This window comes from uncultured Aquimarina sp. (assembly GCF_947500065.1).
Classification (GTDB): domain Bacteria; phylum Bacteroidota; class Bacteroidia; order Flavobacteriales; family Flavobacteriaceae; genus Aquimarina.
Window position 1 is genome coordinate 594,964 of sequence record NZ_CANMQT010000001.1, and the last position, 17,592, is coordinate 612,555.

Below are 17,592 nucleotides of genomic sequence, written 5' to 3' on the forward strand. Positions count from 1 at the left end.
GTAAGTATGGCCTATCTATTTGCGACAATTGTTAAAAAATACTATGAAAAGAGGTCTTTTATTATTGGTACTGATTGTTGGTGTCATTTTTATTAGTAATGCACAACAAATAAACACAATCCCTACAAAACAGATTCGCCAATTACCAAGTGGATGGCATAAGTTTATTTCTGAAGGAGCAACTTTTGATGTAGAAGTATTAAATGGCACTTTAATTAAAGGGAATATTTTTTGGTTTGACACAGCTACATACTCAGGTACCTTTTCTAATAACCAAGTTTCGGGAAGAGGAACCTATACATGGCCTAATGGTGATCGTTATGAAGGTTCTTTTAGAAAAAATCAAATGAACGGCAAAGGTACCTTATACAAAACTGATGGATCTAAACATCAGGGAAAATGGAAACACAACAAGAAAAATGGAAAAGGAAAAGTCTATGATAGTAATGGCACTATAGTCAAGCAAGGTCTTTGGAACGAGGGTGAGTATATTGATAAAATCACCAAAAAATAATCTGTACATATCTCAATAAAAGGGACACATCATATATCTCAAACTAGTTTTATATCTTCCTTAAAAAGCATATGAATATATTCCGCGTGAATATCAGCATTGTGTTTATTTTCAAGACAGTGAAACAATAGGTGTATTAACCCATAATCCCCTAAACAATCCCGATATTCATCCTGATCTTTATTTTTCACCCATAGAACAAAACTACATAAATGACCTATTTCCCCTAATTTTTCAGGCTTTTTTAAACACTTCTTAAACTCATTTAATTCCATAAGTGCATATTCATTATACTTTTGTTTACAAAAGTTATAATCAAATGTATGCTTATAGGATCTAAGCTTTCGGTTTTGTATTTCATACTTAATACCACTCATAAGGTGTATTTTTTCAATTAGGTATTGGTGCTATACATATACTTTGTTTTATTCTGTAATAACAAAATGCACTCCATAATTGTATTTTTAAGATTCTTTTAATGAAGTTTAACGAAACGCTATGACTAGGAATAATTCCAATACAAAGATACAAAATTTGGAATAATTCCTAGTTTATTTAATCGTATTCTTTTCTGAAATTCGTTATGCTAAAAGAAAAAAAATGATAAATTCTATTACCGCCCAAAACAAAAAACCCTTTTATCAAGAGGATAAAAGGGATCTAGAACATAATGATATATGTTTTCTTATAAAACTAAGATATTAACTTTACTTCTGACAACTTACATCATAAAAGTCTAAAATTGCTATTAACCCTTTTAGGCTCTTCTGATATTCTCCTGCTTCTATTTTTTGTTGTAACACAGGGCAATCATCAAAAAATTTGTTAGCTCTTTTAGGCATTTTCTTTGGCTTATCTGATAATTTCATCAAAACTTGACGTGCTTTTTCTTCTCCGTTTTTTAAAACTGTATATACGCACTTTCCTTTATTTATATAAGGAATACTATAGGGCGGACAATATAATTTTACCGAATTATTTTCATGTATTTTATGATAGAAAAAAGTAAGCCCAAAACTTTCCCCTGATTTAACAGGATAAAGTTCTAATACTTTTGATTCGTGCTCGATTTCGATTTTAGTCAAATTTTCTGCATAAAAACTAGACCAATCTTCTTGTTTTATAAATTCAGTAATCGGCTTAGATTTAATAAATCTCACAGCATGCGAACTATAATTTATGATATTAATAAACCCATACCCTTTTATAATGCTATCGCTTTTAGTATAAACAGTAACCTGTGTAAATTTTTTAGCTTCCATTTTTTTAGGCTCGGTAAATGTCATTGTAACTTGTGATTTGACCGAAACAAAAGCTAAAAGAAATACTATTAAACCTATTCTTTTCATCTCCACCTGTTTAAAAATTTTTAAATTATTTGAACAAGCAAGTATACGTCAACTTTCAAATAAAAAAAAGTCCCTTTTTATCACAATGACAAAAAGGGAATTATAATATATAACAATTATTCTTTTCTTTAATTACTAAATGTACTTACAAATGATTGCTCATATTGCTTCCAAGCATCTGCACTTGTCAATTTTTTATAATCATTGCTATGGATCATCTTTAGATAAATCTCTAATTGTTGCGGTGTTTTAAACCCTACAACGGGTGCTATTAAACTACCTTTTTCATCAAAGAAAACAATACTTGGATATCCACTAATCTTTAAGGCATTCGCAAAAAAGTGTTGACTATTTCTACCTTTCCTATCTGGATTATGATTAGGGTTAGTATACGTAAAATCATTATATCTAATTTCTTCTGTACCTTCAGCATTAAACTTTACTGGATAATAATGAGTATTTACATAATCCACTACATCTTTATTGTGAAAAGTTCTTTTATCCAAAAGTTTACAAGGCCCACACCAATCCGTATAAGCATCCATGAATATTTTCTTAGGGGTTTTCTTTTGTGCTGCTAAGGCTTCATTCATCGACATCCATTTGATTTCCTGAGCCTGAATAGGCAAAACGAATAGAAATCCAATTAGAAAAAGTAGGTTTTTCATGTGCTTAAATTTTGTATTTACATATTAGTCGAAACAAAAACTGTTCCTTATTAAAAACTTTACCCGTTTTGGGTAACGGGTAAAGTAGTGTTTTTAGTATTAACGGATTCCGTGCATCATTCTTAATAAAGTCTTATTAAGCAATAACATAACCACTCCAGCTCCAGCAGGAATAACAGTAAACATTAAGAAGAAAACAGTCATTCCATATTCTTCTACTATAGGGTCAATAAAACTACCTGTTACACCAGCCATTGTATTGGCGATAAAGTTTGCGACAAACCAGATACCAAACATTAAGCCTACATACTTAACAGGCGCTAATTTACTAACATATGACAGTCCAACTGGTGATATACAAAGTTCACCTAGCGTATGGAACAAATATGCTAATATTAAGAAAATCATACTAACTGATGCGGTCTTAGCTCCTAATGGTATTCCCATTGAACCGAAGGCTAATATTCCAAAACCTAAACCTAAAAGTATTAATCCAATTGCAAACTTTACAGGTCCAGTTGGATTGTATTTACTTTGCCATACTTTAGAAAAAAGTGGCGCAAAGGCTATAATGAAGAATGAATTTAAAATTCCGAACCAAGAAGCTGGAACATCTGTAGAGTCAGCAACAAATTCTCTTTGTAACATCCATATTACAATACCCCATATAACTGCAAAGCCAATTCCCAATAAAATATTGGATAAAGAATATTTCCCAAATGTTTGCTTAAACAACATCATCAAAACCCAGGTGATTATCAACATTGGTACTACAGTCAATATAGTATTTGATATTTTGAATATCATAGCACCATCGCCTTCCAGTACTCTATTTGTATAATCTGAAGCAAATATGGTCATAGAACCACCTGCTTGCTCAAAAGCCCACCAGAAAAATATCACAAAGAATGAAAAAACACCAATTACGATAAGTCTATCACTAGTCACTTTTGATTTCTTAGATTCATCGATAATATCTTCGATTGCATCTTGTGTATCTTCTATAGAATCTTCTATTACATCATCAAGATCTTCAATTTTCTTTGGAGAAAGGCCAATATTCGCAAAAATTCCTTGCGCAAAATAAAACTGTAACATTCCTATAAACATAAAGATTCCAGCTAGACCAAAACCGTAATGCCATCCTACTTTCTCTCCAATATATCCACATAAAAGAATTCCCAAAAATGCTCCGGCATTAATACCCATATAGAAGATGGTATATCCAGCATCTTTCTCTTTTCCTTGTGTCTTATATAGTTGACCAACCATTGAAGAAATATTCGGCTTAAAAAGGCCATTACCAATGATCAAAAGTCCTAATCCTGCAAAAAAGAAAAGATCTGCTGTAACCTCTAATGCCATAGATGCATGACCCAAGGTCATTAAAAGAGCTCCAAGAATAACAGCATTCCTATAACCCATAATTTTATCGGCTATCAAACCACCCAAAATTGGAGTGATATAAACCAATCCTGTATACCAAGCATAAAGAAGTAATGCTTCTTTACGATCCCATCCCCAACCTTCATCTGCGATAGAAGCTACAAGAAATAGAACAAGTAAAGCACGCATTCCATAGTAAGAAAAACGTTCCCACATCTCCGTAAAGAAGAGAACAAAAAGCCCTGAAGGATGTCCTAAAACGGTTCTTTGGTTTATTTCCGAACCTCCAAATTTAAATTCCATATAAAAAAATTAAGTTAGTAAAATTTATAAGTTGTTTAGTTATTATAAGTTCGCTTTAATAAAATTGGTCATCTTATTATATAGATGTAATCGAGTATTACCTCCATAGATTCCATGATTTTTGTCAGGATAAATTGCCCAATCAAAATCTTTGTTTTTCTGTACCAATGCTTCAATCAACCGCATCGTATTTTGCACATGTACATTATCATCCGCACTACCATGTACTAATAAAAATTTACCTTTTAATCCATCTACAAAATTGATAGGAGAATTATCATCATATCCTTTTGCATTTTCCTGAGGAGTCATCAAATATCGTTCCGTATAGATCGTATCATAAAACCTCCAACTAGTTACCGGAGCTACAGCAATACCCATTTTAAAAGTATCTGGAGCCTTAAACAAACAATTACTAGACATAAAACCTCCATAACTCCATCCCCAAATTCCTATTCTGGAAGCATCCACATATGCTAGTGTCCCTAATTGTTTAGCAACAGCGATCTGATCCTGAACTTCCAAATTTCCTAAATCATTCTGTGTGGCTTTTTTAAATTTTGCTCCTTTAAACCCTGTTCCTCTTCCATCTACACAAACAACAATATATCCTTGTTGCGCTAACATCATATACCAATAATCATTACTTCTGTTCCACGAATTGCTTACAGATTGAGATCCTGGCCCTGAGTACTGATACATAAACAGTGGATACTTTTTAGTTGGATCAAAATCCTTTGGCTTGATCGTCCACATGTTCAATGTTTCTCCATTAATGTCAATAGTAGAAAACTCTTTTTGTCTTACATCATATTGTGCAAGTTTATCCTTTAATCCTTGATTATTTTTAATCTCACGAATCACTTCTCCCGTAGCAGCGCTATTTAATGAAAATTCATATGGGGTAGATACATTTGAGAAATAATTAATGTATTGACTGAAATCTGCACTGAAATCTGCATCATTTGTACCTTCTTTGGTACTTAATCTCTTTTTATTTTTGCCATCTAAACCGATCGAATAAATATCTCTATTGATGTTTTTATTCTCTACACTTTGATAAAAAATGCTTTTATTCTTAGCATCATATCCATAATAATCTGTTACTTCCCAAAGACCAGTAGTAATCTGATTAATCAATTCTCCAGTCTCTTTATAATGGTATATATGATTATATCCATCCTTTTCGCTTGTCCAAATAAAACTATTATCATCTAAAAATGTAAGATTATCGGTAATATCTATATAAGCCTCATCTTTCTCGTTAAGAACAACTTTTGGAGTTTTCGTTTTAGCATCTACAAAAATTAAATCGAGATTATTTTGATGTCTATTCAATACTTGTACACTCAATATATCTGGGTTTGCGGACCATTTTATTCTAGGAATATAAAAATCTTTATAATCTCCCAGATTTACTTTATCTAAAGACATGCTCCCTAAATCAGCTATGTGTAATGAAACTTCCGCATTTTTTTCTCCAGCTTTAGGATATTTAAATACATCTTGTTTTTGATATAGCTCAGCACCATATACATCCATTGAAAATTCAGGAACTTCCTTTTCATCAAATCTTATAAATGCTACCTTATTACTATCCGCACTCCAATCAAATGCTCTTACAAAAGAAAACTCTTCTTCATAAACCCAATCCGTAATACCATTAATGATTTCATTCTTCTTACCATCATCTGTTAACTGGATCTCTTCTCCTGTTACAAAATTGAGTACGAAAATATTATTATCCATCACATATGCTAATTTGTTCCCATCAGGAGACAAAGCAGGAGATTGTATTTTTTTATCACTAATTTTAAAACTACTGTTAGAAGGAACGTCAAAAATATGGTAGATCCCACGTGAAGATCGACGGTATATCTGTTCTAATTCACTTGCAAGTAGAACTCTTTTTTCATCTTTACTAAACTCATATCCCTGAAAATACTTCAGATCCTCTATAAAAGATGATTTGATCAATGTATTTGCTTTTTCTCCTGTTGCATAATCATACACCTCTATAGATGTGTTTCCAGAAGCATTGTCTCTTTCTAAAACCGAGTACTGTGTACCATTATTCATGGAATGCAAAGATTGCAATCTCTCTGTGCTAAAAGCTCCTCCCCAAATTTCTTCTAGTGTAAAAGCTTTGTCCTGAGCAAAAGTCACAAAACTTATAAATAATGTTATTCCAAAAAACAATCGGGTAATCATCCTCATATCTTAATTTTATAAAAAATTGTTAGCGCCAAGAATACTAAAAAATCCGTGAAAAATACAACAATTGACGTTAAATACAATAAAAAGCTATGCGAGAAAGGAATATTTATTAGCATATCATCAATCAAACCTTTAGATTTCATTGAATACAATATCTTCAAAACAAGGGTAAAAAGAATTTAAGAATTAACAAAAATCGTTTGATAGCAAACAGAATAGTATCTTTGGAGGCTGATAGTAAAATAATAATATGGCACCAGTGGTTTCAGGCTTTTCTAAGCTTTCTAAATCCGATAAAATAAATTGGTTAATAGAACATCATTTCAATAATGATCAAAATACAGTTGATATCCTAAAAACTTACTGGAATTCTGATAAAAAACTTCAACAATTACATGATGAGTTTACAGAAAACACCATATCTAACTATTATCTACCATTCTCCGTTGCGCCTAATTTTTTAATTAACGATAAACGTTTTACCATCCCTATGGCTATAGAAGAGAGTTCTGTAGTCGCCGCAGCGAGTAAAGCTGCCAAATTCTGGCAAAATAGAGGAGGTTTTAAGGCTGAAGTATTATCAACAGTAAAAGTTGGGCAAGTACACTTTACATACACCGGAGACAATAAAAAACTAAAAACATTCTTCGAAAGCACTAAAGCCAGTCTAATCGCATCAGCTTCTCATATTACCAAAAATATGGAAAAACGAGGTGGCGGTGTACTTGATATAGAACTTAGGGATAAATCTTCAGAAATTGAGAATTACTACCAATTACATTGCACTTTTAATACTGTAGATGCAATGGGAGCCAATTTTATCAATTCTTGTTTGGAACAATTTGCTGATTATCTAATGAAATCGGCTATTACCTATGATGACTTTACAGATGAAGAAAAGGACATAGAGATCATTATGAGTATCCTCTCTAACTATGTTCCAGAATGCCTGGTTAAAGCATACGTTTCTTGTCCCATAAAAGATTTACCTGATGTAGGAGCATTGTCTTCGTTACAGTACGCAGAAAAATTTGTTAGAGCAGTTCAGATTGCAAAAATAGAACCTTATAGAGCTGTAACGCACAACAAAGGTATCATGAATGGTATCGATGCAGTTGTATTAGCAACTGGAAATGATTTTAGAGCAATAGAAGCTGGTGCGCATGCATACGCTTCAAAAGACGGGAAATATACAAGTCTTACAGATGCTACAATTGAGAATGATGTTTTTTCTTTTTCAATCCAACTGCCATTAGCTCTTGGTACTGTTGGTGGGTTAACTACATTACACCCTTTAGTAAAGCTAGCCTTGCACCTGCTTGAAAATCCCAATGCTAAAAAGTTAATGGAGATTACAGCTGTGGCTGGTCTTGCACAAAATTTTGCTGCCATAAATTCTCTAATTACTACAGGTATTCAACAAGGTCATATGAAAATGCACCTAATGAATATCCTAAATCAGTTTCAAGCGACTAATGAAGAAAAGGAGCAATTAGTGGAATATTTTAAAACCAATACAGTTACACACAGTGAGGTTGTTTACCAAATTGAAAAACTGCGAGGTTAATCACTAAGACAATACCTCACAAGAATCTTCTATTCTTATTTTGTTAAAAAATGATCTATGTAAAAAGCCACGAAAAGTGGCTTTTTATTTAAACATTATTAACGGTAACAAAAAAACTCGTAATCAAACTCTTATATAGTGTTTGAATACTTAATAGAATGGATTTACAGTTATTCCTGAAGGTTTTCGATACTATGGGAAAAATAATTTTTTGTTTTCATCTTTATTATTAGAATGATAAACATCCCAACCATCGCTAGTTTCATTATCCAGCCAAATATTTGGTTGTGTTATTGATTTTGCTTGTCCAGTAGTTCCTGATATAACTTGATCCCACGGAGACACAAAAACATTAAACTGTTTTACAAACCAACCATCTGTGCCTTTTAACTTAAGCGTAGAAGCCATTATCTGAACCCATTTTATAGGTCTCCCCGCAGTTGACGCTTCAAAAAGATAGATATCCCATCCACCTTCTCGATCATCCCCAGGATTATCTAATTTGACAGATTCTTTAGTCAATCCTCCATTTAGTTTATCACTCCCAAAGTAAACATCAGCTCGCACGCCACCATCTGTTTGATTATTTGTGCCAGTACCAGTATAGGTGGCTATTCTATACATCCATACATTGGTTGATTTTTCGTTCTGATTTATATTTTCTCGCTTGTATGCTGCTATAGCAACATCAAATTTAGCATGGACTTCTTCCTCAGTTAAATCATCATCATAATGCATATGCAATACTGGTTTCTTAGCTTCAGAGATATTTTCTTCTAAAACTGAGTCACTTTGCCCAGTTGTACTAATAAAACCTTCTTTCTCACTAATATTTGAGATCTCTGAGTTAATTTCAGAATTTTCGCAGGATGCTATAAACATGCTACATAGTGTAATTAATAGATATTTCTTAATGTTTATTTGATTTTTCATTCTATTTGACTTTAAGAATAATTAACCCTTATTAATTTTTATACAGACAAGAGGGTATCATCTGTGCTGTTTAATTTTTTTTTAAAAAATTTTGATTATAAATTAAGAGCATCAAGAATATAAGGAGGAATTGGAGGGAATATTTCTGGTATTTCAAAAAATGGAGGTAAATCAGGAATTGGAATTATCCAAGGGAAATTTACCCTACCAGTTCCTATCGAATTTGTATTATAGAAATCCCAACCATTACTTGCGTCATTATCTAACCATCTATTTGGTGTTGAAATTATACTTGTCACTCCTGAAGCATTAGAATTATCATATGGAGACACATATACATTAAATTCTTGTATATTCCACCCATCTCTACCTTGCAAGCCAATAGCAGCTCTATCTAAGCTTACCCACTCTTCTCCATAATTTGAAGATGAATTCACTATAAAAAGATAATAATCCCATCCACCTTCTCTATCATTACCTGGATTGTCTAAAACATTTATCGATACAACCTCTCCACTTGATTTGGTATCAAACACAACGGCGGCAATTACTTTTCCATCTGTTCCATCATTTTCACCCGCAGCTCTTGTTTTAGTAGCTATTCTATAAAACCATTGTTTAGCAAAACTTTTATTTTGAGCTATATTTTTTTGTTTATATCCTACAACTGCCTCCTCGAACTTAATCTTTGCTTCGGCTTCACTTAAATCGCCATCATAATGCCCATGCAATACTGGTTTATTTGTTTCTACAGCACTTAAATCTAAAAAGGTTTCACTTTTACCAGTTGTACTCATAAAATCTTCTTTCTCACTTATGTTGGAGATCTCAGAATTTACTTCAGAATTTTCACAAGATGCGATAAACATACCGCAGAATACCAGTAGTAAATACGCCTTACTGTCACTTAAATTTTTCATTTTTTGAATTTTAAATAATTAATTATTCGTTTAAAATCCAATTACAAGCCCTTCCACAGACACAAATATTCAACCAATAAAATCGATATTCAACAGTCACTTTGTATCAGGGGTTATTGAATTCTTATTTACCTAGTGACAGCGTAAATCAGGTAAAAGTTTATCATCATATCCTCATGATTACGTTATTTCAAAAAAATTGACATATCTCTATAAATTATAAGTTCTATTATTATATGATTATCACTAATGTCGGTTTCACAAAAAAAACTTACTCTTTTATTGAAGTGATATCCTTGTTAATTTCAAACTATGTTACTAAAATTACGCATCCTTTTTTTATTCTATAAAAAACATCTAGTTACGCTCACCATAGCTACATTAGTGCTGCTTTTATTACCAGAAAAGGGCGCTTCTCTGCCCTTTATTATTACAATAAAATTTATCTATTTCTTAGTGCTAAAAATCTGGTATAGTCTTGTATCCTATACAAATATTGAGGTTTCTTTTACAGATCAATTCTTTTTTTATGAAAATCTAGGAATTCATCATATACACCTCTTTGCATTTGGATTCATTTTCGATAGTCTTACTTCCGTAACTGTATTTTATGCATTTCAATATCTCAAAACATGGTTCTAGAAATTGATAATATCGAATTATCTTACGACAATAAATTTATTCTTAATGGGGTTTACATTAAATGTGAGAAAGGAAAGGTTACGGGAATATTGGGACGAAATGGCTCCGGAAAAAGCAGTCTTCTAAAAATAATATTTGGACATCTAAAACCTCAGAATAAATTAATTCGTATAAATAATAAACCAAAAATAAACCCTCTCTATCTATCTGGAAAGATTAAATATCTATCACAAAAAAACACCGTTCCTAAAAATATTTCATTAGAAAAAGTTTTTGGTTTATTCAACCTATCATGGGAAATTTTTATTTCAACCTTCAATTCTTTTCAGAAATATAAAAACCCTAGAATATCAGAACTTTCTGGTGGTGAAAAAAGAATTATAGAAACCTATCTTATATTAATGAGTTCTGGAGAAATTGTGCTATTAGATGAACCTTTTTCTAATATTACTCCGTTATATATAGAAACTTTTATAAAACTCATTGCCCAAGAAAAGAAAAATAAGATTATTATTGTAACCGATCACATGTATCGGCACATCCTTGATATATCAGATGATCTTTATTTGCTAAACAATTGCACATCTAAACTAATAAAAGATCCTAATGAGCTCATTAATTATGGTTATTTAAAGAGTTTATAGAATTATTTATATGAAAACATCATTTTACAGTCATGGCAAGCTTTTGATTACAGGAGAATACTTAGTTCTTGACGGAATAAAGGCTTTGGCTGTTCCTACCAAAAAAGGACAATGGTTAACTGTACAAGAAAATGATACAGACACAATCACTTGGAAAAGTTTTGATGAAAACGAAAATTGTTGGTTTGAAACAAATTTTGAAATAAAGGATCAAAATATAAAACCAAGTCTGGAAAATAACGTTTCAACTTCACCCGAAGTAACAGAAACATTGATACAAATACTATCTTCTGCCAGAGAATTAAATCCGAACTTCTTGTCAAAACAGAAAGGATATGTCGTGGAAACCAAACTCGAATTTCATCGTGAGTGGGGATTAGGATCTTCTTCCACTTTAATTAACAACATTGCACAATGGGCTGAAGTTAATGCTTTTTCCTTATTGCAGAACAGTTTTGGCGGAAGTGGTTATGATATTGCTTGTGCTCAATATGATACCCCAATTCTCTACAAACGTAGTGGTGATATCCCAATTATTAAAAATATCGAATTCAATCCTACATTTAGGAATAATCTGTTCTTTGTATATCTAAATCAAAAACAAAACAGCAAAGAATCCATCCAACATTATCAATCTTTATCACTAAAAGATTTTGATAAAGCAGAAGTAGCTATAAATGAAATTACAAACAGTATATTAGACTGTGCCCAAATTGAAGAATTCGAAAAATTAATAGACGCACACGAAGAAGTGATTTCTAAAATCATCAAAACACCTACTGTAAAATCTAGGTTGTTCTCTGATTACCCGAATAGTATTAAAAGCCTTGGTGGTTGGGGAGGTGATTTTATTTTAGTTACAGGCTCTTTATCTGATATGGAGTATTTCAAAAATAAAGAATACCATACTATTATTCCTTACTCCAAAATGGTTTTAGAATAGCATCGTTTTTTTTTAGAAAAAAATTCGTCCTATCTGAACATTTTTACCCCTCAAAATGTACTACTGTATTTATATAAAAAATCTATATAAAGTGGATTATAATAAGATATTTAAACGTAAAATCAACCTACAAAACAAATATATAAATACTTGATTTTCATAAATTTACCATTCAACTACATTAATTCTGTTAAAATTTAACTACTCCTCTGTATATGACATGTTAAGATGACAACGCACAAGTAAAACCAAGAGTTATTTATATTTTTAAAATTCAGAATATAAATAAATCATCGTAATGAAAAACCTACTATTTCTATTAATATTTACAACCATTTCTGGCATTAATCTACATAGTCAGATTACCTATAGCGATAATTTTGATGAAGGCATACTTACAGTGGAATCAACATCTGCTTATTCCGTTTCATTATCCAATAACAATTTACTAATTGATGCTAACGGCATGGCAGGAGCGTATAGTCCCTTTACCTATACATTGCATAATAATGGCTCTGAAACCTCTGTAGACGTATCAAATCAAATCAAATTTTTTATTAAAGTAAAAGGTATTTCTAATCCTGATTTGAGAATTGATATACAAGACGAAGATGGTTTTGTCACTAACCTAAGTCCACTGTCCATTAGAATAGACAATGGGTCTACCATTTACGAATTAGATTACTCTTCCAATTTGCAAGACGGAGGTTATGGAGGTTCTGATTGTACACAAGCTACAGCTCCCTGTCCTGTGGACTCATCTAAAATAGCTTTTGTTCAATTTTTTGTAAACGCCGCCCAAGGAGGATATTCCGGAAGTATTGAAATCGACTGGATTTCCTTTGGAGAACCCTTTGAGGCTTTACCACCACCTTCGACCTTTGATATTCGTTATAATCAGGTAGCTTATTTAACAGGTAGAAATAAAACAATAAGTATTGCAGCTCAAAGTAGTTTTAGTAACCAAGCATACACCATCCTAGATAGTTCTGGCAATATGATACTATCAGGAACTACAGGAGCATCTTCTTTATGGAATGATTCTGGAGAACATATTGCAAATATAGATATATCCGAAGTGGACGAAGAAGGAACTTATCGTTTTCAAATCGATCAGGAAGAAATTACTTTTAATGTAAGTACAGATGGGTACGCAGAACTTAGAGAAGAAGCTTTTAAATATTACTACTACAATCGTTCTTCTATAGCATTAGAATCTACACACGCAGGTATATACGCAAGACCTGCAGGAACTCCTGATAATGTTGTCCGGGTACATTCGTCTGCAGCTACATCCCAAAGGCCGACAGGAACAGTCATCTCTGCTCCAAAAGGCTGGTACGACGCAGGAGATTACAACAAGTATATTGTAAATAGTGGAATTAGCACCTATACCCTATTAGCCTCTTTTGAACACTATAAAACAGAATGGGAAAACTTGCAATATAACATTCCTGAACAAGGTGGAGATCTTCCAGATATCTTAGATGAAGTTTTATGGAACTTAGATTGGATGCTAGACATGCAAGATCCAAATGATGGTGGAATTTATCATAAATTAACCGCTAAAAATTTCTCCGGAAGGATCATGCCTTCAGCTTATAATTTAGAAAGGTTTGTTGTACAAAAGTCTACCGCAGCAGCTTTAAATTTTGCAGCAGTAACCGCAGTAGCATCTAGAATATTCTCTGATTATGAAAATGTAAGACCTGGATTTAGTTTGCAGTTAGAGCAAGCTGCAAAAGATGCGTATTCTTGGGCAAAAGCAAATCCTACCATATACTACCAACAACCTTCTGATATAGGAACCGGTGTTTACGGAGATAGTAATATAACTGATGAATTTCAATGGGCAGCTGTTGAATTATTTATTACAACCAGAGAAAACACTTATCGAGATGATATTAATGTCAATTCCATTGGAGGTGGAACCCCTAGTTGGCCATACAGTGATCCACTAGCATTAATTTCAATTGCTCAATATACTACCAGTTTGGCAAGTTCTATTAACGTTACTACAGCCAATAACACATTATTAGGTACAGCTGATCAATTAAAAGACCGAGTTAATTCTTCACCTATGAAAATCACTATGGCTTCTAATGATTATGCTTGGGGAAGTAATGGAGCTGTAGGTAACCAATTGATCTTGTTGATAAGAGCATATGAACTTACTCAAGATGAATCATACTTAGATGCTGCTTATACGGCTATGGATTATATCTTCGGTAGAAATGGAACTGGGTACTCTTATGTAACTGGATTTGGAGATAGACAGGTATTTGAACCTCATCACAGAATATCTGATGCAGATGGGATTTCTGCTCCTATTCCAGGGATGATAGTAGGCGGACCGCAAAATGAAAACAATCCGGATACAGGTGATTGTTCTGGTTCTGGAGTGAGTTTTCCATCGAATCTACCGGCTTCAAAATATGTAGATCATTGGTGTTCCTATTCTACCAATGAGATTACTATTAATTGGAATGCCCCTTTGGTCTACGCGATGCATGCTCTAAGTTTCTATCAAAAAGAAGCCCTTACCCTATCAATTGACACTTTTGAAGAAGTCTCTGAAACATTTAGAGTTTTTCCTAATCCAACAAATCAAATTTTGAATATAAGATCTACAGTTTCTACTTCATCCTCTAGTATTGAGATGTACTCTATTCAAGGTAAAAAGATCTTTTCTAAAGAGTTGAATAATGAAGACTCCAGTTTAGATATTAGCAATCTTACTTCTGGGCTGTATTTGGTGAAAATCACTACTGAAAATCAAAGTTATACCACTAAAATTATTAAACAATAAAATTCAGTTTGATGTAAGTTTTTAAAATACAAATCAGGAAATCAATTATTATTTTAAAAATGATTCTTTAATTCTAAGCAAAAGCCTCAAACAGTTTTATTTTTTGAGGCTTTTTATATATTTTCTATTTCGAAAGTCTACGTAAAGTAACCCATTGCTTGAGCATTTCTCTTGAATCACAGGCTGGATAACCTAAAACTGTTTTCCCTGCAGGAACATCATTCATAACACCAGAACCTGCAGCTACTGTAGCTCCAGAATGAATCGTGACATGATCTTTTATAGAAGCACTTCCTCCAATAACAACCCCATCACCTAATGTAACAGAACCTGCCAAACCACTACTCCCTGCCATGATACAAAAACGTCCTAATACACAATTGTGTCCGATCTGTACTAAATTGTCAATTTTACAACCATCACCTAATATCGTGGAACTAAACTTAGCACGATCTATACAAGAATTAGCACCTATTTCAACTCCATTACCAATAATAACATTTCCGATGTGCGGGATTTTCACAAGTCCGCGACCATCTTCACTGGGTAAATATCCAAAACCATCCGCACCGATACTGACATTATTATGGAAAATACAATGACTACCAATCTCTGAACGTTCTCGAATTACTGTTCCAGACCAAATAACGGTATTATTACCTATCACTGAATCATCAAAAACTGTTACATTAGGATAAAGCACAACACCATCTCCCAAAACAACATCTTTGCCTATATAACAACCTGCACCAACCTTACTTCCGACTCCCACAATTGCAGATTCATGGATCACAGCTGTTGGATGAACATCAATATCAAAAACTGGATCTTTAAGACGAAACACCTCTAATAATTTAGACATTGCTATATCCGCATTCTTTACCATTACAAAGGCTCGATCAGGACCAGGTTCAATATCTAAGCTATCATTTACAATAGCAACACAAGCATTAGATGTGTCCCATAAACGTCCATACTTTATACTCCTGATAAAGGTAATCTGATCATTTTTCGCATTCTTCAATTGATCCAATCCAGTTACTCTTTGGCTGGTATTACCTATTAACTTGCCTTGTAGAATAGTATTAATTTCTTCTATTGTAAATGAAATCATTATTTTTTATTAATTGGTTATTAGATTCTATGATCTATCATTTTTGAAAAATTCACAAAGTCGTTATAAACAATAATGCTATAAAAAATAATGAAGTAGTAAAAAACAATACAAAAAAGTCAATTTAGTTAATTTTTTAACAAATCAAGTTTTAAATCCTAAAAAAACTTGATAAATTATTTTATTTCCCAATAAAGACTCCACATCATATTTGAAAAAGAGCAATCATATATTAGATAATTTCATTTTTTTTTGGATTCTACAAACAAAAAGACCTCAATTCAAAAGAAATGAGGTCTCAATATATAATTTAGACAAAGCGTATATTACATTTCCAAAGCCTTGCTTATATTATTATCCATTAATAATTCTTCTGGGTTTTCTAATGCTTCTTTTACTGCTACTAAAAATCCAACAGATTCCTTACCATCGATAATTCTATGATCATAAGATAATGCTATATACATAATAGGAGCTACTACAATTTGTCCATCTCTTACTATTGGTCTTTCTACAATATTATGCATTCCTAAAATAGCACTCTGAGGAGGATTAATAATTGGTGTAGATAACATACTTCCAAAAACTCCACCATTAGTAATCGTAAAAGTTCCTCCTGTCATTTCATCCACAGTAATCTGACCATCACGAGCCCTAATAGCTAATCTTTTCACTTCAGATTCAACTCCTCTAAAGCTTAAGTTTTCAGCATTTCTAATTACAGGAACCATTAATCCTTTTGGTCCTGAAACTGCAATACTGATATCCTGAAAATCAAAAGAAAGCATCTCCTTACCATCGATCATTGAATTTACAGAAGGGTACATTTTTAATGCACGTACACAAGCCAATGTAAAGAATGACATAAATCCAAGACTTACTCCATGCTTACTTTTAAATGCTTCTTTGTATTGTTTTCTTAAGTTAAAAATAGGTTGCATGTCCACTTCATTAAAAGTGGTTAACATTGCTGTTTCATTTTTCACAGAAACTAATCTTTCTGCTACTTTACGACGCAACATTGATAACTTTTTACGAGATTCTCCTCTACTTCCTAAACCAGGTGTTCCCATAGACGGATTAGCCTCAATGGCATCAGCTTTGGTAATACGACCATCTCGTCCAGTTCCCTTTACCTGAGAAGCATCCACACCTTTTTCTGCCAACACTTTTTTAGCTGCTGGCGAAGCAGTTCCAGTCGCATAGGTTTCTGTCTTAGTGGGTGCCGAAGGTTCAACAGGAGCAGGCGCTTCTTCTTTCTTTTCTTCAGCTTTAGCAGGTGCTGAATTTCCACCATCTGGTTTGGCAGCATCTGTATCAATAAGACACACAACTTCTCCCACAGCTACGGCATCACCCTCTTCTGCTTTTAGTGTTATAATACCACTAGCTTCTGCTGGAAGTTCTAATGTTGCTTTATCACTATCTACTTCTGCAATTGCCTGATCTTTTTCTACATAATCACCATCTTCTACAAGCCATTGAGCTATTTCTACTTCTGTAATGGATTCTCCCGGAGAAGGGACTTTCATTTCTAAAGCCATAATTCTAAGTTTATACTTTATATCGCTTTCGCGAAAATA

15 protein-coding genes are annotated in these 17,592 nt (G+C 32.8%); 6 read left to right on the plus strand and 9 right to left on the minus strand.

Annotated features, from left to right (window positions below; genetic code table 11):
- Nucleotides 1-43 precede the first annotated feature (43 nt).
- Complete coding sequence (locus Q0975_RS02795) at nucleotides 44-514, plus strand: hypothetical protein (protein ID WP_299432759.1); 471 nt, start codon at nucleotides 44-46, stop codon at nucleotides 512-514.
- Between the two features lie 38 nt (nucleotides 515-552).
- Here Q0975_RS02795 and Q0975_RS02800 read toward each other — a convergent pair whose 3' ends face one another.
- The 5 genes from Q0975_RS02800 to Q0975_RS02820 form a co-directional block, all read right to left on the minus strand.
- A complete protein-coding gene (locus Q0975_RS02800) occupies nucleotides 553-891 on the minus strand; it encodes a hypothetical protein (protein WP_299432761.1) in 339 nt (112 codons plus the stop codon).
- 330 nt (nucleotides 892-1,221) lie between these two features.
- On the minus strand, nucleotides 1,222-1,863 hold the full coding sequence (locus Q0975_RS02805) for a hypothetical protein (protein WP_299432764.1): 642 nt from the start codon (nucleotides 1,861-1,863) through the stop codon (nucleotides 1,222-1,224).
- 128 nt (nucleotides 1,864-1,991) lie between these two features.
- Nucleotides 1,992-2,531, minus strand: coding sequence for a thioredoxin family protein (locus tag Q0975_RS02810; RefSeq protein ID WP_299432767.1), 540 nt, complete (start codon nucleotides 2,529-2,531; stop codon nucleotides 1,992-1,994).
- A gap of 99 nt (nucleotides 2,532-2,630) precedes the next feature.
- Nucleotides 2,631-4,220 carry a peptide MFS transporter gene (locus Q0975_RS02815; RefSeq protein ID WP_299432770.1) on the minus strand — a complete coding sequence of 530 codons (1,590 nt, stop codon included), beginning with the start codon at nucleotides 4,218-4,220 and terminating at the stop codon, nucleotides 2,631-2,633.
- Nucleotides 4,221-4,262: 42 nt separating this feature from the next.
- Nucleotides 4,263-6,437 carry a S9 family peptidase gene (locus Q0975_RS02820; RefSeq protein WP_299432773.1) on the minus strand — a complete coding sequence of 725 codons (2,175 nt, stop codon included), beginning with the start codon at nucleotides 6,435-6,437 and terminating at the stop codon, nucleotides 4,263-4,265.
- A gap of 250 nt (nucleotides 6,438-6,687) precedes the next feature.
- Here Q0975_RS02820 and Q0975_RS02825 point away from each other — a divergent pair, with 250 nt between their 5' ends.
- Nucleotides 6,688-8,004: a hydroxymethylglutaryl-CoA reductase, degradative gene (locus Q0975_RS02825; protein ID WP_299432776.1), complete on the plus strand. Its 1,317-nt coding sequence runs from the start codon at nucleotides 6,688-6,690 to the stop codon at nucleotides 8,002-8,004.
- Nucleotides 8,005-8,196: 192 nt separating this feature from the next.
- Here the strand turns inward: Q0975_RS02825 and Q0975_RS02830 are convergent, their stop codons facing one another.
- Nucleotides 8,197-8,937, minus strand: coding sequence for a hypothetical protein (locus Q0975_RS02830; RefSeq protein ID WP_299432779.1), 741 nt, complete (start codon nucleotides 8,935-8,937; stop codon nucleotides 8,197-8,199).
- A 95-nt stretch (nucleotides 8,938-9,032) separates the two neighbouring features.
- On the minus strand, nucleotides 9,033-9,857 hold the full coding sequence (locus tag Q0975_RS02835; RefSeq protein WP_299432782.1) for a hypothetical protein: 825 nt from the start codon (nucleotides 9,855-9,857) through the stop codon (nucleotides 9,033-9,035).
- 312 nt (nucleotides 9,858-10,169) lie between these two features.
- Between Q0975_RS02835 and Q0975_RS02840 the strand changes: the two genes are divergently transcribed.
- From Q0975_RS02840 to Q0975_RS02855, 4 genes are all read left to right on the plus strand, one after another.
- Nucleotides 10,170-10,499 carry a hypothetical protein gene (locus Q0975_RS02840; protein WP_299432785.1) on the plus strand — a complete coding sequence of 110 codons (330 nt, stop codon included), beginning with the start codon at nucleotides 10,170-10,172 and terminating at the stop codon, nucleotides 10,497-10,499.
- Nucleotides 10,490-11,143, plus strand: a complete 654-nt coding sequence (locus tag Q0975_RS02845; RefSeq protein WP_299432788.1) for an ATP-binding cassette domain-containing protein — start codon at nucleotides 10,490-10,492, stop codon at nucleotides 11,141-11,143. Before Q0975_RS02840 ends, Q0975_RS02845 begins: the two co-directional genes overlap by 10 nt.
- Before the next feature lie 10 nt (nucleotides 11,144-11,153).
- A complete protein-coding gene (locus tag Q0975_RS02850; protein ID WP_299432791.1) occupies nucleotides 11,154-12,086 on the plus strand; it encodes a GYDIA family GHMP kinase in 933 nt (310 codons plus the stop codon).
- Nucleotides 12,087-12,384: 298 nt separating this feature from the next.
- Nucleotides 12,385-14,895, plus strand: a complete 2,511-nt coding sequence (locus tag Q0975_RS02855) for a glycoside hydrolase family 9 protein (protein ID WP_299432794.1) — start codon at nucleotides 12,385-12,387, stop codon at nucleotides 14,893-14,895.
- Between the two features lie 124 nt (nucleotides 14,896-15,019).
- Here the strand turns inward: Q0975_RS02855 and lpxD are convergent, their stop codons facing one another.
- Nucleotides 15,020-16,009, minus strand: a complete 990-nt coding sequence (gene lpxD / locus Q0975_RS02860) for a UDP-3-O-(3-hydroxymyristoyl)glucosamine N-acyltransferase (protein ID WP_299432797.1) — start codon at nucleotides 16,007-16,009, stop codon at nucleotides 15,020-15,022.
- A 326-nt stretch (nucleotides 16,010-16,335) separates the two neighbouring features.
- On the minus strand, nucleotides 16,336-17,553 hold the full coding sequence (odhB, locus tag Q0975_RS02865) for a 2-oxoglutarate dehydrogenase complex dihydrolipoyllysine-residue succinyltransferase (protein WP_299432800.1): 1,218 nt from the start codon (nucleotides 17,551-17,553) through the stop codon (nucleotides 16,336-16,338).
- Nucleotides 17,554-17,592: the final 39 nt, after the last annotated feature.